Origin of the sequence: Pectobacterium atrosepticum, from assembly GCF_000740965.1 — a bacterium.
Taxonomy (GTDB): Bacteria; Pseudomonadota; Gammaproteobacteria; order Enterobacterales; family Enterobacteriaceae; genus Pectobacterium; species Pectobacterium atrosepticum.
In genome coordinates this window covers 4,329,968-4,355,631 of record NZ_CP009125.1, presented here as the reverse complement: position 1 = coordinate 4,355,631, position 25,664 = coordinate 4,329,968, and the positions used below count along the sequence as shown (strand labels likewise).

Here is a 25,664-nt window from a genome sequence, read left to right as displayed (position 1 = left end):
GTTACACCCCGCGCAGGATACGGATGACGTCGCCTTCGGTGAGGGCTGCATCCAGTGCGATGCCATTCGATACGCCCGCGTCCGTCAGTAGAACGGCGCGGGCGGACTCGTCCGACTGGACAGACATACCACGCCCGACAGCCGCCCCAGCTTCGACGACAACAATACCCAGCACATTGACCGGTACGGCGTCACCCGTAGCACCATCCACCTCGGCAACGCCCAATGCGGCAGCACCCGCCTGACACGGGGCGTTATCCGCGCCGACAAAACGCTGCTGTGCCAGGGCAGCAGTGGCCAGAACCGTGGTGGTCAGAATGACCTGTTGTGTGGCTCCCATAATGCCCCCGTTATTTCAGGATATTGGTGATGAGATACCCGGCATCACCACCAACCACGGCGACTTTGTAGATATCAGTGAAACGTGCGTAGGAGACTTTGCCGCCCACGCCCGGATATTTGTCAGAGACAGGCATCCCTTTACGCCGAAACGTATAGCCAAACGAGGGTTCGTTTTCGTCCGCACTCTCCGTACCTGGCTGCGGCGGTGAAACGTAATGCAGCATCAGGTTGTCAGCCCAGACATCGATAGGGGCTTTCTTACCGTCCGGGCTAGACACCGGTTCACCGATCAGCACCTTATTGATTTGGAAAATGTCTTGCAGGATTTCCGCTGTGATCCGTTTACGCTCGTTAGCCCCAATTTGTGCCTGAATCGCCGGGTGATAACGCAGTACCGACATGACGCTGGCACCCATCGTCAGCAGATTCGGGCGTAAGCCCGTTGCATTACGAACAGCTTCGATACCCGCCTCAATCACGGTGACGGGTTCACCCTTGCCATTTGCCCAGCGCTCCGCAGCAGCCAGTGTTTTTTTAGACGCTGCCAGATAAACCTTCGGGTCTTGCGCCAGTCGGGCGGCATACAGTTCTCGCTTCAGGTTGACGCCGTTAGTCGCACGACGAATGGCTTTTGCCTCTTCATTGAACAGCGATTCAGCTTGTTCCCTGTAGTCCACTGGTGCAGCCAAATCATGCTCATTGAGCACTAAATCCATCGAACTGGACTTCTCACGCAGCAGCACGTTACTTTCTGCGCCGACCGCACGTTCGGTGTCGTATTCAACGAATGCGCCTTTACCGAACAGCGGCACCACAATGCCTTCCTTTTCCACCTGAACGATGGGGAAGATGCTCTCGCCGACAAACGCGGCATTCTTGTAACCCCGTGCCACACTGGTCAGCACAGGGTCAACGACGCGTTTACCTCTTAAATAATCAGACATGATGTCTCCTTTTCTTACGGTTACGGATTGCTGCGGTTACAGGCAGCGAGCGACAGCGGCGTCGTAGCTAATGCCTTCTTTCTTCGCCAGCGCTGTGGCTTTTTGGTGCAGTGCCAGGCGATCAGGATCGGCTTCAGCAAATTCCGCTGACGTCGTGGTGAGATCGACGTTGACGCGATCCTTGGTGGCGTGCTCACTGAAATCCAGTACAGGTGTCGCACCGCCTAACAGCTTCTTAAACGCGCTAGCCAGCGGCTTTTTCACTTCCCCTTCAGCGAATTCAACCGGCTGTTCGCCTTTGGATACTTCATCCAGCAGCGCGATGACAACGGCCTTTGCCGCAGGAACCAGACGGCCTTCCGTCACCAGTTTTTCAGCAAAGGCGACGTTGCCGGTATGCACCGTTTCCTGCCGCTGCTTCACATCAGCAGCCAGTCGGGTGGCAGCATCTGCCTTCAGGCGAGCGTTCTCGGCCTGCAGGGCCTCAATTTCTTCTTTGGTCACAGTGGTGTCCTCATGGGTAGATGTGGGATTAGCGGGGTTGGGTTCCTGAAATGCCGGAGCGGTTTGTACGGTTTTGTCCTCCTGTGCGGCTTCATCACGCAGCGTGTCGAGTTGCCATGAGGGCAGGACGCTATCGGCGTCTTCCATGCCGAATTTGCTGATGATGAACTCACGCAGGCGACTGAACAGGCTGGCGCTGGTCATCATTCCCCAGTCGGCAAACTCGACCACGCCATCTTCCTGTTCATTGAAGGCCACCTGTCGCAGCCCTTTAATCGACGGCGGCTGTGCGCCGAGGAACCCTACATGGCGCAGATAGAGCGTGCCGGGCTTTGGATTATTGGGTGAATCAGGCAAGTAGAACGAGGCGGAAACTTTCTTGTAACGGCCGGCATCCACCAGTTCTGCGAACTGCGGATCGACCTGCTTAGGCTCAGCCAGCAGATCGCCGCCGCTGGTTGACAGTGAGGCCACCCAGCCATAAGCCGGTGCATCCGCTTTCGGGTGGCCGATCACCATCGGGGCCTCATGCACGGCAGGGTCATACGCCGCCGCACAGGCTGCCAAATCAGCGAGCGTAAACGGCAACTGCGTGCCATGCATGTCGGTATGGGTGCCGGATTTAAAAATGTGGAGTGGCATAGTGCTGTCCCGGTTTGGAAAACTCAGGACAGTGTCAACGGAACCGTTAAAGTTGGCTGTTAACCCCCATTAAGAAAAACGGGGAGCAAAGCCGGTTTGGTATGATGGGAATAGTGCGGCTGTAAAGCCTTTATAAAGGAATTTAAGCCATTTTTCAGGATAGGCGGCACATTGGCTTAACCGTGCTGCGTGAAATCAACGCTGAGCCGCAGATTCAAGATGGCGTTGAATGGTGTCCAATACCGAGTTGACCGCCTCAGATTGCAGGTTGCCGTCTTCATCCATCGGCAGATACGGACGGGCGGGTAGTTCTACGGATTCATTGCGCCCGGTCTTGCCGCCAAACTGGTGGATAGCACCATAAATGGTGTTGGTGCCGATCATCGCCGTGCTGGAATCATATTCGGTTGATACCGATCCCTGCAGCCGTCCGGTTTTGCGCAGTGTCTGGCCGTACCGGTCTTCCGCTGCCTGAGACACAATCCATTCAGGTCGTCCGCTCTCATCAAAATTGATATCGGTTTCCGCGTGCAGCGTGCCGGCAATCTTGCGCATCGCCGGGATCATATCCGCCGCTGCGCTCTCCAGCGCACGCAGTCCACGACGCAGATCGCTGTCGTTAATCGTGATGCTGACGGTACTCATGACGATAACTCCTGTTTAGCCAGGGACGTGAGGCCGCCCTGATAACGGGCCAAGTCCGGGCGATACGCCGCGCCCGGCGCATACGACCATCCCAGGTCGGTGCTGATCTTGGTGCTGCCGGTGTTGAACGTGGCCACGCGCTGCATCTCGCTGGTTTTCTCCGAGACCAGTTTCAGTTCCCAGCCCATCGAATTAATCGCGTTGGCCACCTTCAGTCCGCGCCGTTCGATATCGTGCTGACTCAGGGCGATCACACTGCAGCGGCAGCGCCAGCCGTTCGGCGGGTAGAATGCCTGCCAGAAGGGATCATCGAAACGAAAAACCAACCCGTGCATTGATAAATGGCTTTGCCGCGTATGCTTGTCACGGATAGCGCTGTACATCCAGTAAGGCCGGTCATCGACGTTTTCCATCTGCGCCGCCCAACGGCCCGCGCTATAGAGCACTGACATATTTGTGCGGAAGATGGTATCCAGCCGCCACGGGCTACCCTGCTGGATAGTGACCGGTTCACCCGTCACCGGGTCAGTGGTATCGCGCGGCCCCCACCAGCCCTTTTTCTGCAGCACCGGCTCCAGCTCTTTACGAAACCAGTGATCGGTCAGCCCCTCGTCCAACGACTGCTGCAACGCACGGCGGATGTCCTCCAGGATATCCAGCCGAGTCACTTTAGCAACGGTAAAGGCGCGGGTATGGGATTCTTGCCAGACTTCTTCCCAGTCCCAGCTTATAACGTAGCCCTTTGCCTGAAGGTAACTGATGGCTCGTTTAGGCGGCAACGTCATGCAGTAGGCTAATTCAGTCGCGGTGATGCTCATGCAGACGCCCCCAAATAGTGGCAACGAACAGGATACGCGCCAGGCGCTCTTGCAGATCGTCGGCCTTCATCTGCGGATACAGTTCCGCGAGTTCACCCAGCAGCTCGCCGGGACGAACGCCGGACTGGAGGCGTTCAAACAGCGGAGCCAGCAACGGCTCCAGTGTGTCGTCGAGCTGTCCACCATTCATCACAACATCCAGCGCGGCATCGAGCGCGTCCTGTGCGTCAACGTCAGCATTGACGGCTTCCGCGAACGCCAGCGATTGACCAGGGAGCGTCTCTTTGGGCGTTTCGTCGATATCGCCGTCCTGCAACTGGTACTCACGCTTCCAGTATTGCGGGGTGAAGACCACGCCCGCGCTACTGAGCCGTTCATCACGTTCAGCTTGTACTTTATCGACGGATTCCTGTTCCCACAGCTTATACACCGGCGCGGCAACGTTGCTGCCGAAATTAAGGTCAACCACCCAGCGGATGAGTTGGTTGATAGCGCTGGTCACAATATCGCTGTCTCCATCCCGGATATCGTCAGTAACCTCTAGACCCGCTTGCGCAGAGGCTTTGTTCGCTGTCGCTTCGGTGGTCTGGTTTTGCCCCAGCAAGGCGATAGCGATTTCGCCACGCGATACGGCGATCAGATTCTGGTAAATCTCGCTGCTGTCGGCTTTGCCTGCCGCTTCTTTGATATCAACAGACGAGTCATCAGGAATCGCGGCAACGGCATCCTCGATCATTGCTTCCAGTGAATCCAGCAGGTTGTCAATTTCCCCCTGCGGCGTGCCGCGAGGATGTTTGCCGATCACCCACGGCGAGCCGTATTTCTCGGCAAACCGTACCCAGAATTTCATCCCGCCTTTTTTAAAGGTGACGGGCCAGAAGCACATCGACAGGTCGGGGAAGCCATACGGGTTGTCATAGGTCGCATCCTGACGCGGCACCAGAAACTTATAGTCCGGCACGGCTTCGCCCTCAAACCCGCTGTCACGGGAGCGAAAGCGCAGCCGGTTGTCGGTGTCGAACTGGAACCAGTCAGAGGGTTTACCGACGATGTCGCTAACATGCCAGCTTGTCCCGGAGCGTTGCCACATCACTTCACAGGGCTGGTAGCCATATAGCACCGCATCGGTCATTTCCCCGATAATGCGCGACATATCCATATCCGTCAGCATATCGCGGATAAAGCTGAACACCCGGACAGGGGCGCTCCCTCTATCGACGCCGCGCTCCAGCGTTTTCACCGCAGCCTTACGGCGACGGATACAGCCGCCAACCAGCGGATCGGTGCGTAGCTCACGATAAATACGAATATCCTTTCCCTGCGCTTTCAGGATCGGGTCGGGGTTCGGCAGATACATGCCCAATCCGTAGAAATCCATGCTGCGGTCACGTGAGGCGATCTGTTCGCTGAGTGATTTCTTAGGCTCGGAAAAGGAAACAAATTCGGTAGGGGAAACCCAGAGTCCGCGTGCCATTAGTAGTTCTCCAGTAACCGTGCAGACGTTCTGCGTCTGCGGGAGGATGCCGTCACCGGCCCTTTGTTAATTTCCCGGCTGGCGTAGTAGGCCAGCGCCAGTGCAATGGCTGCGTCACCGTGACGTTTACCTCCATCTGATTTGGCTTTTGAACGCTGCTCCGGCACACGCGGAACGCCATTCACCACCTGAACAGCCCGCAGATCATCCAGCGTATCTTCATCCTTTGGCAGGTCGACCAAATTGCCGTCTTCCAGCGCGGCTTTGACAGGCGGCATATTGTCCCGATACCAGCCCTCCGTAGGCATGACCTGCTGCACCCGGCTGGCACCGTAACGCTGCATGGCGTACTCAGCCAGATATGCGCCGTTGCCCCGAGCATCGAATGCCGCACCCAGCAACATCGGCAAGCCATCCATCAAATACCAGGTGATCTGCTCCTGCTGTTTGAAAGGGACGTTACGCAGTTCCAGCCCGAACGGCACTTGCCGCACCAAATTCTTCTGTTGCAACAGGGGATAATCTACCGACAGGTCGCCACTGCGGCCAAAATCACGCCCCAGAAACGAGCGGGCACCTCTCGGTAGTGCATCCAGCAACGGTTTCAGATGGGTGTCCAGCCAGTCCTGTGTTTCGCTCCAGCGCGTTTCATCGGATTGCAGCTCATAGCCTTCCGGGCAGGTCAGACGTAAAACAGGGGTATCGGCTGACATGCGGGATTCAATCAGGGCGCGGGACAGCCAGGCTCCACCGCCATTAGCAGGGATGCAGTCCAGCTCTTCAGATGCACCGGTGCCGTAGAACTTGTACACCGAGGCCATCCATTCTGCTTCTGCAGCAGCAGACCATTCACGCCCGGTACGCAGGCATACGCGGCTGAATAACCCCTCCGTTACTGCCTCTTTAAAGGTGATGCGTTGGACACTGCCGCCCTGACGTTCCGCCCGGATATCCCCGATCAGCGTATTGAAAGGGTTGTCATCACCGTCATGGGTGGAAATAACGCGCACCTTACCACCCCAAATCAGCATCGCCAGTGCGGCCTTCAGCAGTTCATCCAGTTGCTCATGGAATGCGGCCTCATCAATCACAATGATGCCCTGACGGCCACGCAGGTTAGACGGGCGGCTGGAGAGTGCGACAACGCGAAAACCGGAGTCGGGGAACTTGATGGTGTAGGTCTTGATGAACTTGTCGTCTTCGTCCTCTTCCCAGAAACCTTCTTCAATCTCGCTGGCCGCATAGTTAAACGCCCGCGCCCACATCGCACACGCCTGGATATACTCAACCGTCATGTCCTGGTTATAGGCGATGTAATAGACGTTCATACCCCCAGCAGGGGCTGAAGAGGCTGCGGTCAACACGTTATCGGACGCCTCTGCCCAGGTAATACCGGTACGGCGGCTCTTCTCAATCACCTTGAGCGGGGACATATCAGCCACCCAGAGCTGCTGGTACGGCATCAGAACGGCAGGTGCGTCCATCTGCGAGGTATCGGGTAACACCGGAGCAATCTTTCCAGATGAGGTTGTCATGACGCGATCCCCAGAATCTCCCGGCGCAGCGCCTGCACCGCGTCAGTTGACAGGCCACCTTTACGGGCAATTTTCTCAGCATTGCTTGCCGCTTGTTGCGCTTTGGTTCTGACTTCAGCCTGAAACTTCTTCAGGTTGACACTGGCCCGCGACAGCGTAGCGACGTTCTTGGCCACTTTGGACAACAGCGCCACGCGCTCCTGTGGGTCAACTTCACCTTCGTCGGCTTCCTGCAACTGGACGATGCTCTCAAACAGTTCAGTCTGGATCAGCGCGATGACTGCCTCCGAACGTGCATCCTGATCGTCCGCAGCCCCTTCGGTCAACATGCGGGCGGCGTCTGTTGCGGCACGAATGGCACCGAAACGCTTTTCAATCTTCTGGCCATAACGGTGGATCGCCGATTTACTGATGAGGTAACCCTGCTCACGCAGCAGGCTTTCCAGTTCGGCATAACCGCTGAAACCGGATTCGGTCAGCGCCCGTTCCAGCCAGCGGCGAGCCTCTTCAGGCAGTTTGTCGATAGTGCTGCGACGGGCCATATCATTCGCTCCAGTATTTTTCAGGCCGGGCGATCCCTGGGCCGCACTCAACCGTGTACTCCACAATGTCAACGCCCAGCCGCGTCAAATCGGCAAACCAGTCACCGCTGGGGCGTTTGGTCAGATCCACCATCTTGCGGTCAGACAAATAGTCCAGTTCGCGTCGCAGCTCCAGCGGTGTGGTATCCGGGTAAATAGCCCGTGCGATATCCAGTAACAGCGTCTCACTGGCGGTATACGGGCGGGTTTTATTGAGCGCGACCAGCAAACTCCAGCGCAGCCCCTCACGGCGCACGCGGGTGATATCAACCATGTTGTCCTCCGTTAATTCGGTGCTGTTGCACCAATTCCAGCTTGTTGTAAACCGCATCCAGCTTAGCCTCGATCACAGTCTGCCCACGGATGTAGTCCTCACGCCGGACATAGGTCACAGGAAGATCGGCTCGAAATTCCAGAAACTCTCGCTCCAATCGCTGCCAGCCTTTTTCGCTTTGAGAGCGTGCCTGCTCCAGTGCGCCAAAACGTTCGTTCAGGCGCTGCTCTATCTGCGCCAGCAGAATTTTCCCGGCAGCAAAGACGAACCCTAAAAAACCCAGCAACAAACCCACCAGTTGCCAGAACTCCACTTCAATTTTCATTATTCCTTCCCGTTCTGTAAGGCAGCGAGGTAATCCAAGAGGCCATTTACCTGCGCGGCAAGCTGCTGGTAACGTTCTCCGACGTCGGTGCTGTGGGCGAGGATGTCTCGCTGGGTAACGCCGGAGTCGCGTAGCCTGGCGTCAAGGGTGGCAGTGTCTGCGGACGTATCGCCAGCCCTGCTGGCAGCGGTGGTAGCGGCTGTTCCTGCAACGGCATCAAAGGCGGCGTTGTACTGCTGCACGAAACCAACAGTAAACACGCACTCAATAGGACGGCTCTGGCCGCGTTCATCAATCCAGCGTTGCGTGACATCATCAATTCTCCGCTTCAGGTTTTCATTTTGCTGGCGCAATGACGCCGTGGTAGCGAGGTAATGCTGCTCGGCGGTATTCGCGGATGTGACTAGTTGCTGATAGCGCTGCTGCCATGCCTGTAAGGCAGCGTTGGCCTGTTCCGCCCGTTGCTGTTGCTGCTGAGCGATATCTGCCTGAAGGCGTGCGAGCGTTGCATCGGATGCCGATTTCTGTTTCTCCAGTGCAGTATTACCCGCGGATTCCGCTCTGGTGAATCCGCTCTCATAACCTTTCTGGTAAATCAGCCACAGCGCCAGCAATACGGCAGCAACCCATAGCAAGGTTTTCCACGGCAGCGTTTTAAGCAGGTTCAGCACAGCTACGGCCTCCCCATGTCAGATAGCGCGGCGCTAACTCCTGCACGATGCGCTGTGGGTAATGACGGTTCTCACGCCAGTTAGCCGCAGAACGTCCGGCGTTGACGGTAGCGACATGCCCAAACCAGCGCTGACGATCTAACCCACGTTGTGCCGCCAGTTTCTGATCGCGCTGTACCCAACCCAGCCCACCGTTATAGCCGGAGAGCGTCATCGCCATCCGTTGGCAATCATCAGCCGCAATAACACGCTGCCAGATCCAGCGGTCATATTTTGTCAATGCCCGTATCGACCACGCGGGATTAAACGGCTGGTTGGCTTTGAGTTCCGGCATGATGCCGCTAATCCACTTAGCCGTAGCTGGCATAAACTGCGCCAGTCCCTGAGCGCCAACGGGCGACACCGCGCGGGGGTTCCAGCCGGATTCCTGATGGAGTTGTGCTGCAAAATCGGCCACCGGCGCATTCAACCCCCAGTCCAGCCGGGCATTACGGATAAGGTCGCTGCGGTACTGCTGGGCGACAGCAGGCGGTTGAGCGGCATCACTATCCAACGCACCGACTAGCAACAGGATGAATAGGAGTAACAACAGCCCTGTTCCTGGATCGTTATTACGAATCCGGTTAGCCATTTTTATAGCCCCATCGCCACGGCCAGACAGACCGCCGCCACGATAATGGCGCGACGGATCAAGGCCGCAGCAAATACCCGTTGATAGCCATTTTTGACCGGGTATTCACCGCACTTCATCAGTTCCGGGTCATGCACCAGGTACTGGCCTAGCGCTGCTTTGGGGAACAATGAACGGTCAAGCCAGTAGCCCAGCACCGCAGCGAGCGTGATTAGTGAGATTTTGTAGATGACGACGGGGAGTTGCTGCGGTGATACCAACGCGATAACAGCCAGCAGTAACACGGCAGTCAGTTGCCAGCCTAAAAGGCGCTTCAGGCGTGTGAGTCGAAAGAGGTTGAGTTTCATTGCTGTCTCCTTATGTAAGTGAAGACAGCATGGCGCATTACGTCATGTGGCGATTTTAAACGGCGTTAGAAGTGGCAGTAGACGGTGAACGCTGCTCGGCGACGGGAGCTTGTTATTTGGAGTTTTTGACAGTAAAAAACAGATAAACTACATGCACTCAAAGAAGGACAGTACCCAGTTAAAAACGGGTTTTGTGTACCAGCAATAAATCGTAATTGCTGTAACGATACCAATAACCAGCACACCGCGAATGATCCTAAAGGTGCGTTTCTGCGTTTTCAATCGCGCAGTAATACTGTTAAACACCCCCTCCACATCATCTTTGATGAAAGAGAATTCCTTATTTATCTGCTTTTTTTTATATTCGATTTCTTCGCCCAGTGCCTTCATGGATTGCATTTGATTCGACAATGCCAGCCAGATTAGTGTCGCAGCAAAAATACACCCCAGCAGGATTATTGTGTTTGTTATCCCCTGGCCTGACCAACCTGCGACTTCTTTGAATTGGGTGGCCACAACGACCGATGCCACAGGAATACCAAGGATATGGTTCTGAATATCTGAAAACGTCTTGTGGATTTTACCCATTTCTTCAACTTTTGCGGCACGCAGCTGATCCATCACCTTGTCATAGGAGAAGCCAGAAGAGTAGATCCGATACCCTTTAAGGAATTGTTCATGTAGGCGCTGAATATTGTCCAGACAAAATGCAAACATGTCCTGCGAATCAACGTCTTCGCTGACCGCCTGGATACTTTCAATCAAAATGTCCAGCTTCTGATCCTTGTGCGTATCGTCGTTGAAACAAGCCATCAAGTTATCCAGATGTTCACGTTTCAGATTTTGCACGGTCTCTGCTGTAAAGCGCGGCAATAGCTTAATAACTTCTTTTTTCAAAAAAACCAACTGACAGGCAGTATTGTCAAAATAAGCCGCAGCCCCTTTCAGCAGTTCAACAAACTTTAGGATCGCCCGGTAGTTCTTGATGAAGGCCGGAACCTCTGTATCATCGTTGCAAAATTTTGTCTCAAGAATGAAGTAATTAGCGGGTTCCTGGCACTGATGCTTTGGTGCGCTCAGCAATATGCTGTGCGTGGCAAACACAACTCCAAGCCCGCTCCGTGGTGGTGTTACGCGAAGGGTGATGGCACAACCTGGCTCGACCGTTCCGGTATCAACAGAAACTCCGTACTCACGTGGATCTTCCAGCAATGTGTTAATCAGGTCGCAATCGGACTGGTCAGAGAGCAACAGCGAACCGACACGGAACTCCTCCTGGAATTCCATGCGACGGTACAACTCTGTTAGCGTCTCAAACGAAATCGTCACGATTAAACCTCATTTAGCCACATATCCCTGAATTCATCAGGCACATTGCGCAGGGTGATGATATTTGTTTCTGGGTCATAGTCAATGTCACCGGAAGTTGTCCCTTCCCGATCAAACTTGAGTTCCCAATATTTGGATTTGCCTTTGAAAGACACTAACGCCCGGATAACGCGCCCGTCAGGCACAAAACCATCTGACAGACCGAGTTCTTCAGCAGCAAGTTTACTTGATAATTCCTCAGGCGCATGGGGCCAGACAGCATTAACAAAGGTTTCAAGACTAAGTGGCTCACCGGCTTTGCTTAATGCCTGTAAATGCTCAAATGCTCCCTTAAGAAACGCGTCTTTTTCTGCACCTTCAAGATTTTTCTCTGCCGCAAACGCTGTCAAAGTATCGCGTAATTTTTCAGACTCACGTTTGGCGATTAGAACATCATTACAGCCGAGGAACTGCTTAAAGTAGTTTGAAACATTTCCCTGACCTTTAAGGAAACTGATGTAACGCTCCGCACCACTTTCCCACGCGGTTAAATCAATACGCCCAGCCATACGCAACTTAGCGATGTCCAGATAGGTACTGTCCTGAATGTTAAAATCGTCAGTGACGGTTGACCCGATGGTGGCACTAACGATTGCGATCAACAGATGTTCGTTGTTTCCTATCTCAATGTGTGCGAACAGAACGTACCCACCGGTAGCCATATTTTCTCGTTGTGAGCGTTCTGTTAGGTGATGCATCATTCGACAGGAACTTCGGTAAAAATCATCAGTGTCGTCCAGATAATCACCGGCCATTCGTTCCATCGGGTAATTATCCGTATCCCCTTCAAAATAGCCGTAACCTTTGCCTGTCCGGCCTGCGTATTTGGCACAGATATCGTTGATCAAGCGCTGGGAGGCTTCAGTGACCATACCCTCTTCAGGACTCAAGCGCTCCGATGCATCACCATTCTGTTGTTTATCCAGAATATGAACTACGACGTGTTTGACTTCAATGGCCTGCTCAGACATTCGTTATCCACCTTGTTTTATTTGCTGTTTGTAATCTTGCAACCAACTGCACATGAAAAACACTTATATTGGGAAGACCTATTCCGCGACGGGAACTGGTGATCTGTAGTTTCTAACTCTTATTTAATTGGACAACTCCACTCCGTCGTATTATCTGGCGTAAACACCATAAGACACCCTGGACGGGGTGGTTTGTTGTCCGGGGTGGGTGGCAATCTCTCTGTTGGTTTAGGTTTTTCTGGTACTGATTTGATGTCCTTTGAACATTCCGCCGCACTTATTTTGTAATCGTCATAGATCTTTTTAATTCGTTGCATGGCGGATGCCATCTTTTGTGGATCATTAGAGTCAGGGTCTTGAGCAAAACTTACTTGTTCAGACCACCAACTTTGTGCGTTAAACCCTACCATTTGGCAGGAGCTATAGGGTTGGATGATATCCTGAGTTAGAAAGCGTTTTCCTTCATACACAATATGCCGGAATTGCCGCCCATAATTTGGGAAGTCGTAACCAATCCAACTATCTTTTTGTTGAACACTCTCAATAGTTTTAGCCACCTTATTGAGATAGTTTTTCGCTATATCAATACGTTCTGCATTCGACATTTTAGCGAAATCATGCGGCGTATAGGTCAAATCATCTGGGTAGAAATATACCCAGTAATCGCTGTTGATCTGAACATCCTGGCGATCAAATAAGGTGGACTGACAGGCACTTTTGGGGATTTTCATGCCTGTCCGATCATCATTGATTTCAATGAAGCAATTATGCCCGGTAGCAATATATTCAGCAGGAATAGTGGCGTTATCAGGGATGTGGAACTTGATGGTTAAAAACCGGTTATGCTCAATAGCCTTTTCCTGAAATTGTTCGGAGTATTTATCCAGGCCAGGAAGCAAATGACGGATTGCGGGTAACAATTGATTAATAACGTGATCATCGGTTGTTATTGAGAATGTAGGGGCTGGGGCCTGTTTTGGTTCAGGTTTAACACTGTTTTCTGGTTCATCGCCGCACCCAGCTAGTATCAGCACCATAGGGATAGCAAATTTTAATTTGTGCATAGTCCATATCCTTATATGAAAGTAATTATATTTTTCAAGAATTCCTTCGTCGTAAAATTACATCAATGGTATCGATAACATTCTGATTTTCATCTATTATTCTGTTTTCGATTTTTCTATGTTTATCCATCGCTTTCCCACAAAACATAACAATCACACCCCAAGAAACAAAAATCACCATTGTTTTTTCATTAAGTACCAGTAAGTTAGTAAGCCCACCGCCGAATAGCATCATATAAGCGTTCCATAGGGCAAATGCGAATGCTATAAGAACAAGGCTTAGCAATAACAAACAAGGAATATTGAAATAACAACGCCATTTGGCATCTTTGTTTTTTGTAAGTAACTTTCGTTTTATAGTAAGTAATTCGTGACTATCTCTCTCATGAAGTTCTCGAGAGCGAGTTGGTGCGGGATTAATATTGACGACAGATCCGACATGAATAGAACCAGGGTTATTGCCTCCAACACTAATTGTTATCTGCCGCTCTTGACCATCTTGGGGAAGGTGTTTAAGGCTATCCATAACTTGTTCAGCTAAAGAATGTAGTTCTTGTTCTCTTCTATCCATGGCGAATCCTATATTTTTTTAATTATTAACAACCAGTTTAAGCACGTTATCGATCCTATCGTCATCAACTACCGACTCGTTGATTAAAAAGTTATATATTTTCGATGACTGTAAAACGAGTTCGCTAGGTGTCCATCTGCGATTGGCATGTTTCGCTAATAAGTCCAGTTTATGAACAATCTTACCCAGTAGAATTTCATCTATTTCACTACTTTTTTGTGTCTTTGATGACGATTTCTGAGCTTGCCCAGTGATCAGATACAACACGTCTAAGCCAACATTGGCCCACAGACTTATTGAATCAGCGCTAGGAGCTGATTCAGCTTTTTCCCACCTTATTTGCGATTTCCTTGATGCACCAACTAACTCAGCAAAATCAGCTTGGCTGAATCCTAGTCGTTCACGCTCTTCTCTTAATCTTTCGCCAAGGGACATTTTTGTCACCAAAACCTTTACAAGTCCCATTTTTGGGACAATAATCTATCACGAATACTACAAACATCATTGCATAACCGGAGGCCGTAGCATGACACCTGAACAAGTTAAAAGTCGCTTCCAGCAGCGCGGTATCACCATCACCCAATGGGCGCAGGAGAATGGTTACTCTCGTGAAGCGGTCTATCGCGTACTGAACGGCATCACCAAAGCCAGATACGGCCAGGCACATGAAATTGCCGTCAAACTTGGTCTTAAAACCACCGCCCGTGCCGCCTGATACCTATCAGCCTGTGTAACAGATTATCACATATCGCAAAAAGGGGAATGACATGACTAAGGCAAATGTTTCCAGCGCAGGCGCTCGGATCTTGCGCGTTCTCAAAGCCCTGCGCGGCCATACCCTGAACGGGGTATCAAACGGTGAACTGGCAGCGGCTCTGGATGATTCTCCGGCCAACGTTAACCGCGCCTTGAACACCCTTATTGAGGAAGGGTTGGCGCAGAAACTGGATAACGGCAGATTCGCTCTCTCGATGCAGGCACTACAAATCGCACAGGCACATGCGAACGAAATCTCCCGTGCGCAAGACCGTATTAACGAAATGAATCAACGCCTGCTGGCTGGCAGTCGCTAAGGATAAGAAATGGCACGCACCAAATCACAAACGGTTGAATTAGTAGAAGATGCCCCGTTAGCGGGCGATCTAAATGTGAAACTCAATGCACTGACCGAGCACCGTATACAGGTAATGGCTCAGTTCGGTGACAGCCTGCCGTATGAACGTGATCGCATAGTTCACGAAGCACGGTTTTATATGGTCCAAAGTGCTGAGGCTATGCTGGAGGCGGGTAAGCGTTTGGTTATTCTGAAAGAAAACGAACCACATGGTGAATTTATTGAGATCGTTGAGAATAGCCTAGGTATTGCCACACGTATCGCACAAAAGATGATGCAAGCCTCATTGAAATTCCTCTCCCCAACTCTTGCTTCAAATGCGAAAGCGCTTTCGCATTTAGGGAAAACAAAACTCTATGAGTTGATGCTGGAAGATGATGAAGATCTCGCTGAACTGGCTGATGGCGGCACAGTTGCTGGCATGACGCTGGATGACATTGGCCGCATGACCTGCCGCGAGTTGAAGGCCGCACTGCGCGAAGCCCGCGAAACCAATACCGCCCAGCAGCGTGTTCTGACCGACAAAAACCAAAAGATAGATGACCTTACCACTAAGCTGGATAAGAAATCCCGTATCCAGCCACCACCACCCGATCAGGAAGCCGAGAAACTGCGCAAAGAGGTTAGCGCCATTGCGTATGAAGCAGAAGCGGCTATCACCGTTCGTCTCCACACTGCCTTTTCAACATTAACCGCCTTCACATCCGATAACAATGTAGAGCCACCGTATGACTTTATGGCGGGTTTGGTGTGCCAGATAGAGCGGGCGTTACACCATATCCGCGACGTTTTCGACCTGGAGGCAGCGCCTACCGGCAGCGAGCGTCCGACATGGCTGGATGCGCCGGAACCTGCGATTCCGCGCACAGACGCATAAGGGGACGCCATGAGTGCCGCCCTGACAGAACGATTAGTGGCTGTAGCCCGCGCCGCACGGCAGGCCGGGCATGGCGAACGCGGCGCTATCTATGACGCCGCCTGTATTGAACTAGGGCTATCTCGCGCCACGTTGCTACGCAAGTTAAAGGAGGTTGCCGTGACTGACAAACGCAAAAAACGTGCCGATGCCGGGCAAAGTGCCTTGACGCGGGATGAAGCCGCCATGATTTCCGCTACGTTGATGGAAGCAACCCGTAAAAACGGCAAACGTCTGTATTCCATCGCTGACGCAGTCGAAACACTACGGGCAAACGACATGATCGCTGCCGGGCGTATTGATGAAACCACGGGCGAATTTTATGCCCTGTCAGAGACCGCTATCAGCCGCGCTCTGCGCAATTATGGCCTGCATCCCGATCAGTTAAGCCAGCCAGCGCCCGTTACCGAGTTGGCCAGTCTGCATCCTAATCATGTGTGGGAAATCGACGCCTCACTTTGCACCCTTTATTACCTGAGCAACGGGCATAAGGGCTTACAGGTGATGGACAGCGCGAAGTTCTACAAGAACAAACCGGCCAATGTGGCACGTATCGCCAGTGACCGCGTCTGGAGCTATGAAATCACTGACCACACCAGCGGCTGGATCTATGTCGAGTATGTGATGGGCGCTGAATCTGGCGAAAACCTGTGCTCTGTGCTCATCAACGCCTTGCAAGAGCGCGGAGGCGCGGACGTGCTGCACGGCGTGCCTAAGCTGCTGTATCTCGATCCCGGTTCTGCCAACACCGCAAGCATGACAAAAAACCTGTGCCGTGCATTGGGTATCGATCTGAAGGCGCATAAAGCCCATGCGGCACGCTCAACAGGCAGCGTTGAGAAGGCCCGCGACATCATCGAACGCAAACTGGAGCCGGGCCTTAAGTTCCAACCGGTTCATAGCCTGGAAGAGCTGAATGCACTGGCCGTGAAATGGCGTTCTCATTTCAACGCTACCGCCGTTCATAGCCGCCACGGACAGACCCGCACCGATATCTGGCTGAAAATCAACGCCGAACAGCTAGTGAAAGCACCGTCTATTGAGGTTTGCCGCGAACTGGCCGTCGCTACACCGGAAGAGCGCAAGGTCAAACCGAAGCTGCGCGTATCGTTCCGTGGCATTGAATACGATGTGTCTACCGTACCCGGCGTGATGGTCGGCGAGAAGTTGCTGATCACCCGAAATCCGTGGCGTACAGATGCCGCACAAGTGGTGCTGACTGGTGAAGATGGCCACGACACCTTCTTCCTGATCGATGAAGTCACCAAAAATGAATTTGGCTTTGCCGATTCTGCCGCAGTGATAGGCGAAAGCTACAAATCACACGCCGATACGCCAGCCCAAACCGCAGCGAAAGAAATTGAACAGTTAGTGACGGGAACGGATAACGCTACGGATGCGGCAGCGGAACGTAAAGCGAAGGCGTTGCCGTTCGGCGGCAAACTTGACCCATACAAACACATTGATGACACCACGTTACCTGCGTTTATGCCACGCCGTGGCACGGAGTCTGATGTACGTAGCCCGCGTATCGAACAGCGACCACTGACGCAAGTTGAAGCAGCTAAGGCGCTGCGTGAGCGGTTTGCAGCCCGTAACCAGACATGGACAGCCGGACACTTTCACCAGTTGGTTCAGCTTTATCCCGCTGGCGTGCTGGAAGAACAACTGGATGAGGCTGTCGATGCGCTGCTGACGCCGGTTTCCGGCAATGTCATCAATATCGTCAACGGGAATTAAGGGGGGAACATGCTGGTACTGAAACAACAGTTAAAACAGGCACGGCTCTCGCAGGCCGTTGTCGCCAGACATATCGCTGTGTCAGAGGCCACGCTGGCACAGATTGTTAATCACGACCAGTGGCCACGCACCAACACCGGGGAAATTCGCCAGCGTCTGACAGCCTTTCTGTCGGCTAATGGTATTGAAACACAACGTAGTTTTGATGCTGTGCAGGACGGCACATCCCGCACAGCAGATACAACAGACCTCACAACGGAGGAAAACATGTTACTCAAAAAACAGGTGTTATTTCCAGCAACAAAAAAGGCATTCGGGCTGTTCCGTGACCCATTTTCCGATGATGCCATTCAGGGCGCGGAAGACGTTTTTACTACGCCGGATAGCCGCTATGTGCGTGAGTCACTGTATCAGACCGCGAAACATGGCGGGCTGATGGCGGTTATCGGCGAGTCTGGTGCGGGTAAATCGACGCTGCGACGCGACCTTATCGAACGCATCAATCGCGAGAACGCGCCCGTTATCGTCATTGAGCCGTATGTGATTGCTATGGAGGACAATGATGTGAAAGGTAAGACGCTGAAAGCCGCAGCGATTGCCGAGGCGATCATCAACACTATCGCCCCGCTGGAAGGCGTGAAACGGTCGCAAGAAGCACGCTATCGCCAACTGCACCGCGTACTAAAAGACAGCAGCAATGCGGGCTACAGTCACGTTCTGGTGATTGAAGAAGCGCATAGCCTGCCGATCCCTACGCTGAAGCATTTGAAGCGATTTTACGAGTTGGAAAGTGGGTTTAAGAAGCTGCTGTCTATCGTGCTGATTGGTCAGCCGGAGTTAGCCGTCAAGTTGAGCGAACGTAATATGGAGGTGCGCGAGGTTGTCCAGCGCTGTGAAGTGGTCGAGCTGCTGCCGCTGGATAACAGTCTGGAAGCGTTTCTGACGTTTAAAGTCGAGCGCACAGGCAAGAAGCTAACCGACATTATGGACGGCAGCGCGATTGAAGCTATTCGCGGACGTCTCAGCAGCAATCTCGGCGGCAGAAAGAACGTCAGCCTATTGTACCCGCTGGCCGTTTCCAATCTGGTGATTGCGGCAATGAATCTGGCCGCTGAGATTGGTGTGCCAGTGGTTAATGCTGATGTGGTTAAGGGGGTTTAACGGTGGCCAAAATCATTATTTCTGTACAACCGCTGCCTGCTGCACAGGTGAAAGAAAATCAAGAACTCAGTCAGTCTATTAGTATTTCGTTTGAGAATGATAAGGACGATCTCGTCGTGACACAGCTACTGGCGACAATGATTAAATCTGAGATTGCCAACGCAATTAGTGTGGCAAATACAAAACTGGTGAAGCAGCTCAATTCATCAGGGATGAAAATCTATAGCAAAATGATGCGTACTCATCGGGAACTGCACTGATCACCTTATATTCTGGAGGGCTGAAATATGACGTCTGTTTTGAATATTGACGAGCAATTATCCAACGTGCAAGCCGTTATGACGGCATTACGTGCCATGAATGCGACGGTTCACAGTGTAATGCTCAAGGGTAGTCAACCGGTTATCCGTATTGCCAGAAATGGCCACTGTGCAAAATTGATTGAAAACGGCGTGGCGCGTTATGTGCTGAATGGTGTGAATAACAATGGTCGATTCCGACAAGGGGAATTTGAGCAGCATGGGTGCCGTATTATCTGGTCTGAGTCATTACATTGAGGGGAAATAAACGTGGAAATTAATAAAACTGAATACATGACCGATCGCAAAGGTCGGTTAGTTCCAATTAGCCACGTCTCTGATTACGATCTGGCAATGGACGCATTTGTAAATGACGGCGTTGCGTCAGCAGAGATCAAAAGCGCCGATTTGGGTGATTTCAAAAAACACTCATTTGATGAGTGCTACGCATTCATGGACTTGGTAGCAGAGAAGTATGGCCGTACTCGCGGTGGTGTAAAAGGCAACGTGACGTTCTCCAGCTTTGACGGCAACAAGCAGATCACTATCAAGGTGCAGGAATCACTGACATTCGGGCCAGAGTTACACATTGCAAAAGAACTGATTGATGAATGTGTTAAGGAGTGGTCACAAGGAGCCGACGAAAAGCTGCTGGCGCTGATTTCTGATGCCTTTCAGGTTGATAAAGAAGGCAATCTCAGTACCACCCGTATTTTGTCTCTGCGCAGGGTAAAAATTGACGACGAGCGCTGGAAAAAAGCGATGGAAGCAATTTCAGAATCGTTACTGGTCGCTGTATCGAAAACGTATATCAATTTTAGAAAGAAAGACGAGTCAGGGAAACTGGTTAATATCCCGTTAGATATCGCTGCCATTTAATTATTAAAAAATGAAATTTGCTTTTATTTCGGCGTCAACGCCGGGGAATCCTGCACGCGTAATTCAGCATAACCACTATTCGGAGAGCACATGATTAAAGGTATTGCACACAATAGATCAACGCTGTATAGCATGGCGTTAAAGCACTTTGGCCCTGAGTCTCAGACGCTAAAACTTATCGAAGAAGCAGCAGAGTTAGGTGCTGCCGCATCACGTAACCTGAACGGCCTCGGTAACGAGGTCGCTTTAGCGGAGGAAATGGCCGACGTTGAGATCATGATCGAACAGTTCCGGCTGAATGGCATGGATAAGTTAATCGAACTGGCAAAGCACAATAAATTAAAACGACTGGCTGAGAGGCTTGAGGTGAAATATGTCGGCGACAAATAAAGATATACCGGTGAAATGCACTCGTTGCCGTCATAAACATCTGACATCAGAACGGTTAGAAAAGCGCAATTTCAAAAATAGATCTTTCCCAATTTATGATGTGGTCTGCCCGCGTTGTGATGGCAAAAACTATTACGATCTCACGCCACAGGTTGCATGGTGCTGGGCCAGCGGTCTTATTGAGATAGGCGATATGTTGCCTACAGATAAGGCAGATGGCTCAGGCGTTATTCAGATAGCTACAGGGCCAAAACACGCATTAAAAGGCTGGCTGGAAGTTGTTGCCCGCCACGGTAAGGGGGAAAGTACTGGCAAACTGCTAGTTCCCGGCGTACCCGAAGAGCCGGATGGTGATGCTGCACTGGAGGCATTAGAGGCATGGTTAAAGTGGTGCAAGCCAAAAGCGAATAAGCGCGATGGTATTACTGTTGCCTGCGGAGGTGACGCATGATTATTGGTTTCGTATTACTGGTATCGGCTTGCGGTACTGATTTCTGCGATGCAATGCCTGTGTCAGATGACATCTATCTGAACCAAGAGTCATGCCAGTTAGTGTTGGATGCTATCCATGAACGCCGCCCTGAAGCCATATTGCTGTGCGGCGAAGTCTGGCGGGAGGAAAGCGATGACAAAGAATCAACTGATTAAGTTGATCCATATAGCCAAACGCGATCTGCAACTGGACGATGATACCTATCGCCAGTTGCTAATCACCGTTACAGGCAAAACATCTACGCGGGACATGACAGTCCCGCAGTTAGATAATGTGCTGAGTGCCATGAAGAAACGCGGGTTTAAGATCAAAGCGGCAAAAAAGGCTAACAGCTCTCGTCCATTGGATGATTCTCCCCAGTCCCGAAAAATCCGCTCATTATGGTTAGAAATGGCTGATGCAGGCATCATTCGTGACCGTTCTGAAGCAGCGCTGGCGCGTTGGGTAAAACGTGAAACAGGCGTTGATAGCCTGCAATGGCTGAATTCAGAACAGGCCAGCATCATTATTGAGAAGCTGAAGCAGTGGCAACGCCGCGTAAGGAAGCCAGAATGAACAACGGCAATAATTTCCGCAGCAAAGGGCCTGAGCTATTGGTGGAACTGGCGCAGCATACTACAAGCACAATAAAGGAGGTTGTCGAGATCGACACTGCTATCGCTGAACAAATCGGAGAGGCAGTGGCCAGCCGCATGATGCAGGTGTGGGGTGGGCAAAGCGTCTACTTTCCTATGGGAACGTTATGGCGTATCTCTCAGCGCGACCACGACATCTTCAACGACTTTAATGGCCGTAATCATCATGACCTGGCACGTAAGTATGGCGTTTCCCTACAGTGGGTTTACAGCGTGATTAAACGCGTCAGAAAGTCTGAGACAGACAGGCTGCAGAGACGCCTGTTTGATGATGGTGAATTTGATGACGAACCACAGCAAGGGGAGTAAAATTTCACAGGCCGAACAGAAGGATTACTAAATTTTTCGTCCGGCCTGTTTTTTCACATACTGTAAGAGAATTACAATTACCATCCAATCTCTTCCCTGTTCACCCCACGTAGTCCCACAATTATCTCGCAGACTCTGTATTATTTATCTCACTTCTAATCATCATGCTGCCTCTCGTTAGGGTGTTCATAACTTATGCTAGGATAGACGCAATATATATCGTATTTATTGGCTGGGAATGGGGTTCGCGTGAGTAATCGGGTAGATGAATTGCGGCGTCAGTTGGCGCAACGCATTATGGTGCTGGATGGTGGTATGGGTACCATGATCCAGGGTTATCGCCTGCAGGAAGCAGATTATCGTGGCGAGCGCTTTGCTGACTGGCCGAGCGATGTGAAGGGAAATAACGATCTGCTGGTGCTGACCAGGCCGCAGGTGATTAGTGAAATTCACAACGCCTATCTGGAAGCCGGTGCCGATATTCTCGAAACCAACACCTTCAACTCCACCACCATCGCGATGGCGGATTATGATATGGCATCGCTGTCGGCGGAAATCAATACCGTCGCCGCCCAGCTGGCGCGTGCCAGCGCAGACAAATGGACAGCATTAACGCCGGATAAGCCGCGCTATGTAGCCGGTGTGCTTGGCCCGACGAACCGCACCGCATCGATCTCCCCCGATGTTAACGATCCTGCGTTTCGTAACGTCAGTTTTGATCAGTTGGTCGAAGCGTATCGTGAATCCACTCGCGCACTGATCGCCGGTGGTGTCGATCTGATCATGATCGAAACCATTTTCGACACGTTGAATGCTAAAGCGGCGAGTTTTGCCGTCGAAAGTGAGTTTGAGGCGTTAGGGATCGTATTGCCCGTGATGATTTCTGGCACGATCACGGATGCATCAGGACGTACGTTATCTGGCCAAACCACAGAAGCCTTTTATAACTCCCTGCGTCATTCCCGCCCGCTTTCCTTCGGTCTGAACTGTGCATTGGGGCCGGATGAGCTGCGCCAGTATGTCGCCGAACTATCCCGTATTTCAGAATGCTATGTGAGCGCACATCCAAATGCGGGGCTGCCTAACGCCTTCGGGGAATACGATCTGGATCCTGCTGATATGGCGAAACATATCGGAGAATGGGCGCGATCGGGCTTCCTGAATATCGTCGGCGGTTGCTGTGGATCGACGCCTGCACACATTGCCGCGATGGCGAAAGTAGTGGAAGGCGTGCCGCCGCGTAAGCTGCCGGAGATCCCGGTGGCTTGTCGTTTATCCGGTCTTGAACCGCTGACTATCGATGCCAACACCCTGTTTGTTAACGTGGGGGAACGGACGAACGTTACCGGTTCTGCACGTTTTAAGCGTCTGATCAAAGAAGAGAAATACAACGAAGCGCTGGATGTCGCCCGTCAGCAGGTGGAAAGTGGCGCGCAGATCATCGATATCAACATGGATGAAGGTATGCTGGATGCGGAAGCGGCGATGACCCGCTTCCTGAATCTTATTGCCGGTGAGCCTGATATCGCCCGTGTGCCGATTATGATCGACTCCTCAAAATGGGATGTGGTTGAGAAAGGGCTCAAATGCATTCAGGGCAAAGGCATTGTTAACTCGATCTCTATGAAGGAAGGCGTTGAGGCCTTTATCCATCACGCTAAGCTGGTGCGGCGCTATGGCGCAGCCGTGGTGGTAATGGCTTTCGATGAAGTCGGACAGGCTGATACCCGAGCGCGTAAAATTGAAATTTGTCGCCGGGCGTATCGCATCCTGACGGAAGAGGTCGGTTTCCCGCCGGAAGACATTATTTTCGACCCGAACATTTTCGCCGTGGCAACGGGGATCGACGAGCACAACAACTACGCGGTGGATTTCATCGAAGCCTGTGCAGATATTAAGGCGCAACTGCCGCATGCGATGATCTCCGGCGGCGTGTCTAACGTGTCGTTCTCGTTCCGTGGCAACGATCTGGTGCGTGAGGCGATCCACGCCGTCTTCCTGTATTACGCGATCCGCAATGGTATGGACATGGGGATCGTGAACGCCAGTCAGTTGGCGATCTATGACGATCTTCCTGCTGAGCTGCGTGATGCGGTTGAGGATGTGATCCTTAACCGTCGCAGCGATGCTACCGAGCGCATGCTCGAACTGGCGGAAAAATATCGCGGTAGCAAAACGGAAGATGAAGGTAGTAAAACGCAGGCGGAGTGGCGCGGCTGGGATGTGAAGAAGCGTCTGGAGTACTCGCTGGTTAAAGGCATTACCGAGTTTATCGAGCTGGATACAGAAGAAGCACGTCAGCAGGCGTCACGACCGATCGAGGTTATCGAAGGTCCGCTGATGGATGGTATGAACGTCGTCGGTGACCTATTCGGTGCAGGCAAAATGTTTTTACCGCAGGTAGTGAAATCTGCCCGTGTGATGAAGCAAGCGGTGGCTTACCTCGAACCCTACATTGATGCCAGTAAAGACAAAGGTTCATCTGCTGGGAAAATCCTGCTGGCGACGGTAAAAGGTGACGTTCACGATATCGGTAAGAATATTGTCGGCGTGGTGTTGCAATGTAACAACTACGAAATTATCGATCTGGGCGTGATGGTGCCGACGGATAAAATCCTGAAGACCGCGCGTGAAGAGAAGGTCGATATCATCGGGCTGTCTGGGCTAATTACACCGTCGTTGGATGAAATGGTCAACGTGGCGAAAGAGATGGAGCGTCAGGGCTTTACGCTGCCGCTATTGATTGGCGGCGCGACGACCTCTAAAGCGCATACCGCTGTGAAGATTGAGCAGAACTACAGCGGCCCGACCGTCTACGTGCAGAATGCCTCACGCTCTGTTGGTGTGGTGTCGGCTCTGTTGTCTAGTACGCAGTATGGCGACTTTGTTGCGCGTACCCGTAAAGAATACGAAACCGTGCGTATTCAGCACGCGCGTAAAAAGCCGAGAACGCCGCCCGTGACGTTAGAGGCGGCTCGCGCTAATGCCTCAGATCTGGATTGGGAAAACTACACGCCGCCGATTGCACATCGGCCGGGTGTGCAGGCGGTAACGGCTAACATCGAAACGCTGCGCAACTACATCGACTGGACGCCATTCTTTATGACCTGGTCGCTGGCTGGAAAGTATCCCCGCATTCTGGAAGATGACGTGGTGGGGGAAGAAGCCAAGCGCCTTTTTGCTGATGCTAACGCGATGCTGGACGATTTGTCCGCGCGCGGTGCGCTGAATCCTCGTGGCGTGGTTGGCTTATTCCCGGCGAACCGTGTTGGGGATGACGTGGTGATTTATACCGATGAACGGCGTGAAACGGTGCTGTCAGTCAGCCATCATCTGCGTCAACAGACGGAAAAACCCGACTTCCCTAACTACTGTCTGTCCGATTTTGTTGCGCCGAAATCCAGTGGCAAGCCGGATTATCTGGGCGCCTTTGCGGTGACCGGCGGGCTGGAGGAGGATGCATTGGCCGATCTGTGGGAAGCGCAGCACGATGATTACAACAAGATCATGGTGAAGGCGATCTCTGACCGTCTGGCGGAAGCCTTTGCGGAATACCTGCATGAGCGTGTGCGAAAGGTTTACTGGGGCTATGCGCCGAATGAGAACCTCAGTAATGAGCTGCTGATTCGTGAGAATTATCAGGGTGTTCGCCCTGCGCCAGGCTATCCGGCTTGTCCAGACCACACGGAGAAAGTACAAATCTGGCAACTGTTGGATGTGGAAAAGCATACCGGCATGAAGCTAACCGAATCCTATGCCATGTGGCCGGGCGCATCGGTATCTGGCTGGTATTTCAGCCACCCCGACAGTAAATATTTTGCCGTCGCGCAAATCCAACGCGATCAGGTAGAGGATTACGCGGTGCGTAAAGGTATGAACGTGGGTGAGGTTGAACGCTGGCTGGCGCCGAATCTTGGCTATGATGCGGATTAAGTGATTGAGTAAGGTGCTTACAGATATTGTTGTCTGAGTTATGCATGACTGGTGGCGTTTCGGGCGTGAGGGCAAAGGTTATATTTTG

The 25,664-nt window shown here is 52.2% G+C and carries 32 protein-coding genes; 14 read left to right on the top strand and 18 right to left on the bottom strand.

Annotated features, from left to right (window positions below):
* Nucleotide 1 precedes the first annotated feature (1 nt).
* From GZ59_RS19265 to GZ59_RS23325, 18 genes are all read right to left on the bottom strand, one after another.
* Nucleotides 2–340, bottom strand: a complete 339-nt coding sequence (locus GZ59_RS19265; RefSeq protein WP_011095225.1) for a capsid cement protein — start codon at nucleotides 338–340, stop codon at nucleotides 2–4.
* A gap of 10 nt (nucleotides 341–350) precedes the next feature.
* Entirely contained in the window at nucleotides 351–1,286 is a 936-nt protein-coding gene (locus GZ59_RS19260) for a hypothetical protein (protein WP_011095224.1), read from the bottom strand.
* Nucleotides 1,287–1,322: 36 nt separating this feature from the next.
* The gene (locus tag GZ59_RS19255; RefSeq protein ID WP_011095223.1) at nucleotides 1,323–2,432 is read right to left on the bottom strand and encodes a peptidase; all 1,110 of its coding nucleotides are present in this window, start codon (nucleotides 2,430–2,432) and stop codon (nucleotides 1,323–1,325) included.
* Between the two features lie 195 nt (nucleotides 2,433–2,627).
* Nucleotides 2,628–3,077 (bottom strand): phage virion morphogenesis protein, encoded by a 450-nt coding sequence (locus tag GZ59_RS19250; protein ID WP_011095222.1) that lies wholly within the window; start codon nucleotides 3,075–3,077, stop codon nucleotides 2,628–2,630.
* Nucleotides 3,074–3,895 (bottom strand): phage head morphogenesis protein, encoded by an 822-nt coding sequence (locus GZ59_RS19245; protein WP_011095221.1) that lies wholly within the window; start codon nucleotides 3,893–3,895, stop codon nucleotides 3,074–3,076. Before GZ59_RS19245 ends, GZ59_RS19250 begins: the two co-directional genes overlap by 4 nt.
* Nucleotides 3,876–5,369 (bottom strand): DUF935 domain-containing protein, encoded by a 1,494-nt coding sequence (locus GZ59_RS19240; RefSeq protein WP_011095220.1) that lies wholly within the window; start codon nucleotides 5,367–5,369, stop codon nucleotides 3,876–3,878. The genes GZ59_RS19245 and GZ59_RS19240 overlap by 20 nt, the downstream gene beginning before the upstream one ends.
* Complete coding sequence (locus GZ59_RS19235) at nucleotides 5,369–6,904, bottom strand: hypothetical protein (protein ID WP_011095219.1); 1,536 nt, start codon at nucleotides 6,902–6,904, stop codon at nucleotides 5,369–5,371. Before GZ59_RS19235 ends, GZ59_RS19240 begins: the two co-directional genes overlap by 1 nt.
* Nucleotides 6,901–7,446 (bottom strand): DUF3486 family protein, encoded by a 546-nt coding sequence (locus tag GZ59_RS19230; RefSeq protein ID WP_011095218.1) that lies wholly within the window; start codon nucleotides 7,444–7,446, stop codon nucleotides 6,901–6,903. The genes GZ59_RS19235 and GZ59_RS19230 overlap by 4 nt, the downstream gene beginning before the upstream one ends.
* Nucleotide 7,447: 1 nt before the next feature.
* Nucleotides 7,448–7,759 (bottom strand): hypothetical protein, encoded by a 312-nt coding sequence (locus GZ59_RS19225; RefSeq protein WP_011095217.1) that lies wholly within the window; start codon nucleotides 7,757–7,759, stop codon nucleotides 7,448–7,450.
* The gene (locus tag GZ59_RS19220; protein ID WP_011095216.1) at nucleotides 7,752–8,084 is read right to left on the bottom strand and encodes a hypothetical protein; all 333 of its coding nucleotides are present in this window, start codon (nucleotides 8,082–8,084) and stop codon (nucleotides 7,752–7,754) included. Before GZ59_RS19220 ends, GZ59_RS19225 begins: the two co-directional genes overlap by 8 nt.
* Nucleotides 8,084–8,755, bottom strand: a complete 672-nt coding sequence (locus GZ59_RS19215) for a hypothetical protein (RefSeq protein WP_011095215.1) — start codon at nucleotides 8,753–8,755, stop codon at nucleotides 8,084–8,086. The genes GZ59_RS19220 and GZ59_RS19215 overlap by 1 nt, the downstream gene beginning before the upstream one ends.
* On the bottom strand, nucleotides 8,739–9,386 hold the full coding sequence (locus tag GZ59_RS19210) for a transglycosylase SLT domain-containing protein (protein WP_011095214.1): 648 nt from the start codon (nucleotides 9,384–9,386) through the stop codon (nucleotides 8,739–8,741). The genes GZ59_RS19215 and GZ59_RS19210 overlap by 17 nt, the downstream gene beginning before the upstream one ends.
* A 2-nt stretch (nucleotides 9,387–9,388) precedes the next feature.
* Entirely contained in the window at nucleotides 9,389–9,733 is a 345-nt protein-coding gene (locus tag GZ59_RS19205; protein ID WP_011095213.1) for a putative holin, read from the bottom strand.
* A 147-nt stretch (nucleotides 9,734–9,880) separates the two neighbouring features.
* A complete protein-coding gene (locus GZ59_RS19200) occupies nucleotides 9,881–11,062 on the bottom strand; it encodes a membrane protein (protein WP_011095212.1) in 1,182 nt (393 codons plus the stop codon).
* A 2-nt stretch (nucleotides 11,063–11,064) separates the two neighbouring features.
* The gene (locus GZ59_RS19195) at nucleotides 11,065–12,072 is read right to left on the bottom strand and encodes a nucleoid-associated protein (RefSeq protein ID WP_011095211.1); all 1,008 of its coding nucleotides are present in this window, start codon (nucleotides 12,070–12,072) and stop codon (nucleotides 11,065–11,067) included.
* A 119-nt stretch (nucleotides 12,073–12,191) separates the two neighbouring features.
* Nucleotides 12,192–13,136 carry a hypothetical protein gene (locus tag GZ59_RS19190; protein ID WP_011095210.1) on the bottom strand — a complete coding sequence of 315 codons (945 nt, stop codon included), beginning with the start codon at nucleotides 13,134–13,136 and terminating at the stop codon, nucleotides 12,192–12,194.
* A 34-nt stretch (nucleotides 13,137–13,170) separates the two neighbouring features.
* Nucleotides 13,171–13,707 carry a hypothetical protein gene (locus GZ59_RS19185; protein ID WP_011095209.1) on the bottom strand — a complete coding sequence of 179 codons (537 nt, stop codon included), beginning with the start codon at nucleotides 13,705–13,707 and terminating at the stop codon, nucleotides 13,171–13,173.
* 18 nt (nucleotides 13,708–13,725) lie between these two features.
* Nucleotides 13,726–14,142, bottom strand: a complete 417-nt coding sequence (locus GZ59_RS23325) for a helix-turn-helix domain-containing protein (protein ID WP_011095208.1) — start codon at nucleotides 14,140–14,142, stop codon at nucleotides 13,726–13,728.
* A 91-nt stretch (nucleotides 14,143–14,233) separates the two neighbouring features.
* Here GZ59_RS23325 and GZ59_RS19175 point away from each other — a divergent pair, with 91 nt between their 5' ends.
* The 14 genes from GZ59_RS19175 to metH all read left to right on the top strand — a co-directional run bounded on the left by GZ59_RS19175 (nucleotide 14,234) and on the right by metH (nucleotide 25,576).
* Nucleotides 14,234–14,422: a DNA-binding protein gene (locus tag GZ59_RS19175; protein WP_011095207.1), complete on the top strand. Its 189-nt coding sequence runs from the start codon at nucleotides 14,234–14,236 to the stop codon at nucleotides 14,420–14,422.
* Between the two features lie 52 nt (nucleotides 14,423–14,474).
* Nucleotides 14,475–14,780, top strand: coding sequence for a helix-turn-helix domain-containing protein (locus tag GZ59_RS19170; protein WP_011095206.1), 306 nt, complete (start codon nucleotides 14,475–14,477; stop codon nucleotides 14,778–14,780).
* A gap of 9 nt (nucleotides 14,781–14,789) precedes the next feature.
* Nucleotides 14,790–15,698: a DUF3102 domain-containing protein gene (locus GZ59_RS19165; RefSeq protein ID WP_011095205.1), complete on the top strand. Its 909-nt coding sequence runs from the start codon at nucleotides 14,790–14,792 to the stop codon at nucleotides 15,696–15,698.
* Nucleotides 15,699–15,707: 9 nt separating this feature from the next.
* A complete protein-coding gene (locus GZ59_RS19160) occupies nucleotides 15,708–17,477 on the top strand; it encodes a DDE-type integrase/transposase/recombinase (RefSeq protein WP_011095204.1) in 1,770 nt (589 codons plus the stop codon).
* Nucleotides 17,478–17,486: 9 nt separating this feature from the next.
* Nucleotides 17,487–18,638, top strand: coding sequence for an ExeA family protein (locus GZ59_RS19155; protein WP_011095203.1), 1,152 nt, complete (start codon nucleotides 17,487–17,489; stop codon nucleotides 18,636–18,638).
* A gap of 2 nt (nucleotides 18,639–18,640) precedes the next feature.
* Nucleotides 18,641–18,898: a phage-like protein gene (locus GZ59_RS19150; RefSeq protein ID WP_011095202.1), complete on the top strand. Its 258-nt coding sequence runs from the start codon at nucleotides 18,641–18,643 to the stop codon at nucleotides 18,896–18,898.
* Between the two features lie 27 nt (nucleotides 18,899–18,925).
* Entirely contained in the window at nucleotides 18,926–19,195 is a 270-nt protein-coding gene (locus tag GZ59_RS19145; RefSeq protein WP_011095201.1) for a hypothetical protein, read from the top strand.
* Between the two features lie 36 nt (nucleotides 19,196–19,231).
* Nucleotides 19,232–19,816 (top strand): DUF3164 family protein, encoded by a 585-nt coding sequence (locus GZ59_RS19140; protein ID WP_039295283.1) that lies wholly within the window; start codon nucleotides 19,232–19,234, stop codon nucleotides 19,814–19,816.
* A gap of 90 nt (nucleotides 19,817–19,906) precedes the next feature.
* A complete protein-coding gene (locus GZ59_RS19135; protein WP_011095199.1) occupies nucleotides 19,907–20,206 on the top strand; it encodes a nucleoside triphosphate pyrophosphohydrolase family protein in 300 nt (99 codons plus the stop codon).
* A 10-nt stretch (nucleotides 20,207–20,216) separates the two neighbouring features.
* Entirely contained in the window at nucleotides 20,217–20,657 is a 441-nt protein-coding gene (locus GZ59_RS19130) for a hypothetical protein (protein ID WP_011095198.1), read from the top strand.
* On the top strand, nucleotides 20,654–20,854 hold the full coding sequence (locus GZ59_RS19125; RefSeq protein WP_011095197.1) for a hypothetical protein: 201 nt from the start codon (nucleotides 20,654–20,656) through the stop codon (nucleotides 20,852–20,854). Before GZ59_RS19130 ends, GZ59_RS19125 begins: the two co-directional genes overlap by 4 nt.
* The gene (locus GZ59_RS19120; protein WP_011095196.1) at nucleotides 20,832–21,254 is read left to right on the top strand and encodes a gp16 family protein; all 423 of its coding nucleotides are present in this window, start codon (nucleotides 20,832–20,834) and stop codon (nucleotides 21,252–21,254) included. The genes GZ59_RS19125 and GZ59_RS19120 overlap by 23 nt, the downstream gene beginning before the upstream one ends.
* Nucleotides 21,251–21,643, top strand: a complete 393-nt coding sequence (locus GZ59_RS19115; protein ID WP_011095195.1) for a Mor transcription activator family protein — start codon at nucleotides 21,251–21,253, stop codon at nucleotides 21,641–21,643. Before GZ59_RS19120 ends, GZ59_RS19115 begins: the two co-directional genes overlap by 4 nt.
* Before the next feature lie 249 nt (nucleotides 21,644–21,892).
* Nucleotides 21,893–25,576, top strand: a complete 3,684-nt coding sequence (metH, locus tag GZ59_RS19110) for a methionine synthase (protein ID WP_011095481.1) — start codon at nucleotides 21,893–21,895, stop codon at nucleotides 25,574–25,576.
* Nucleotides 25,577–25,664: the final 88 nt, after the last annotated feature.

What these genes read in the sequence shown, in the direction of transcription:
- GZ59_RS19255 (WP_011095223.1), bottom strand. Translation starts at nt 2,432, where the DNA reads ATGCCACTCCACATTTTTAAATCCGGCACCCATACCGACATGCATGGC.
- GZ59_RS19240 (WP_011095220.1), bottom strand. Translation starts at nt 5,369, where the DNA reads ATGGCACGCGGACTCTGGGTTTCCCCTACCGAATTTGTTTCCTTTTCC.
- GZ59_RS19265 (WP_011095225.1), bottom strand. Translation starts at nt 340, where the DNA reads ATGGGAGCCACACAACAGGTCATTCTGACCACCACGGTTCTGGCCACT.
- GZ59_RS19160 (WP_011095204.1), top strand. Translation starts at nt 15,708, where the DNA reads ATGAGTGCCGCCCTGACAGAACGATTAGTGGCTGTAGCCCGCGCCGCA.
- GZ59_RS19155 (WP_011095203.1), top strand. Translation starts at nt 17,487, where the DNA reads ATGCTGGTACTGAAACAACAGTTAAAACAGGCACGGCTCTCGCAGGCC.
- GZ59_RS19235 (WP_011095219.1), bottom strand. Translation starts at nt 6,904, where the DNA reads ATGACAACCTCATCTGGAAAGATTGCTCCGGTGTTACCCGATACCTCG.
- GZ59_RS19165 (WP_011095205.1), top strand. Translation starts at nt 14,790, where the DNA reads ATGGCACGCACCAAATCACAAACGGTTGAATTAGTAGAAGATGCCCCG.
- GZ59_RS19230 (WP_011095218.1), bottom strand. Translation starts at nt 7,446, where the DNA reads ATGGCCCGTCGCAGCACTATCGACAAACTGCCTGAAGAGGCTCGCCGC.
- GZ59_RS19210 (WP_011095214.1), bottom strand. Translation starts at nt 9,386, where the DNA reads ATGGCTAACCGGATTCGTAATAACGATCCAGGAACAGGGCTGTTGTTA.
- GZ59_RS19140 (WP_039295283.1), top strand. Translation starts at nt 19,232, where the DNA reads ATGACCGATCGCAAAGGTCGGTTAGTTCCAATTAGCCACGTCTCTGAT.
- GZ59_RS19120 (WP_011095196.1), top strand. Translation starts at nt 20,832, where the DNA reads ATGACAAAGAATCAACTGATTAAGTTGATCCATATAGCCAAACGCGAT.
- GZ59_RS23325 (WP_011095208.1), bottom strand. Translation starts at nt 14,142, where the DNA reads ATGTCCCTTGGCGAAAGATTAAGAGAAGAGCGTGAACGACTAGGATTC.
- GZ59_RS19125 (WP_011095197.1), top strand. Translation starts at nt 20,654, where the DNA reads ATGATTATTGGTTTCGTATTACTGGTATCGGCTTGCGGTACTGATTTC.
- GZ59_RS19115 (WP_011095195.1), top strand. Translation starts at nt 21,251, where the DNA reads ATGAACAACGGCAATAATTTCCGCAGCAAAGGGCCTGAGCTATTGGTG.
- GZ59_RS19170 (WP_011095206.1), top strand. Translation starts at nt 14,475, where the DNA reads ATGACTAAGGCAAATGTTTCCAGCGCAGGCGCTCGGATCTTGCGCGTT.
- GZ59_RS19220 (WP_011095216.1), bottom strand. Translation starts at nt 8,084, where the DNA reads ATGAAAATTGAAGTGGAGTTCTGGCAACTGGTGGGTTTGTTGCTGGGT.
- GZ59_RS19175 (WP_011095207.1), top strand. Translation starts at nt 14,234, where the DNA reads ATGACACCTGAACAAGTTAAAAGTCGCTTCCAGCAGCGCGGTATCACC.
- GZ59_RS19185 (WP_011095209.1), bottom strand. Translation starts at nt 13,707, where the DNA reads ATGGATAGAAGAGAACAAGAACTACATTCTTTAGCTGAACAAGTTATG.
- GZ59_RS19260 (WP_011095224.1), bottom strand. Translation starts at nt 1,286, where the DNA reads ATGTCTGATTATTTAAGAGGTAAACGCGTCGTTGACCCTGTGCTGACC.
- GZ59_RS19225 (WP_011095217.1), bottom strand. Translation starts at nt 7,759, where the DNA reads ATGGTTGATATCACCCGCGTGCGCCGTGAGGGGCTGCGCTGGAGTTTG.
- GZ59_RS19205 (WP_011095213.1), bottom strand. Translation starts at nt 9,733, where the DNA reads ATGAAACTCAACCTCTTTCGACTCACACGCCTGAAGCGCCTTTTAGGC.
- GZ59_RS19245 (WP_011095221.1), bottom strand. Translation starts at nt 3,895, where the DNA reads ATGAGCATCACCGCGACTGAATTAGCCTACTGCATGACGTTGCCGCCT.
- GZ59_RS19190 (WP_011095210.1), bottom strand. Translation starts at nt 13,136, where the DNA reads ATGCACAAATTAAAATTTGCTATCCCTATGGTGCTGATACTAGCTGGG.
- GZ59_RS19250 (WP_011095222.1), bottom strand. Translation starts at nt 3,077, where the DNA reads ATGAGTACCGTCAGCATCACGATTAACGACAGCGATCTGCGTCGTGGA.
- GZ59_RS19135 (WP_011095199.1), top strand. Translation starts at nt 19,907, where the DNA reads ATGATTAAAGGTATTGCACACAATAGATCAACGCTGTATAGCATGGCG.
- GZ59_RS19195 (WP_011095211.1), bottom strand. Translation starts at nt 12,072, where the DNA reads ATGTCTGAGCAGGCCATTGAAGTCAAACACGTCGTAGTTCATATTCTG.
- GZ59_RS19145 (WP_011095201.1), top strand. Translation starts at nt 18,926, where the DNA reads ATGACGTCTGTTTTGAATATTGACGAGCAATTATCCAACGTGCAAGCC.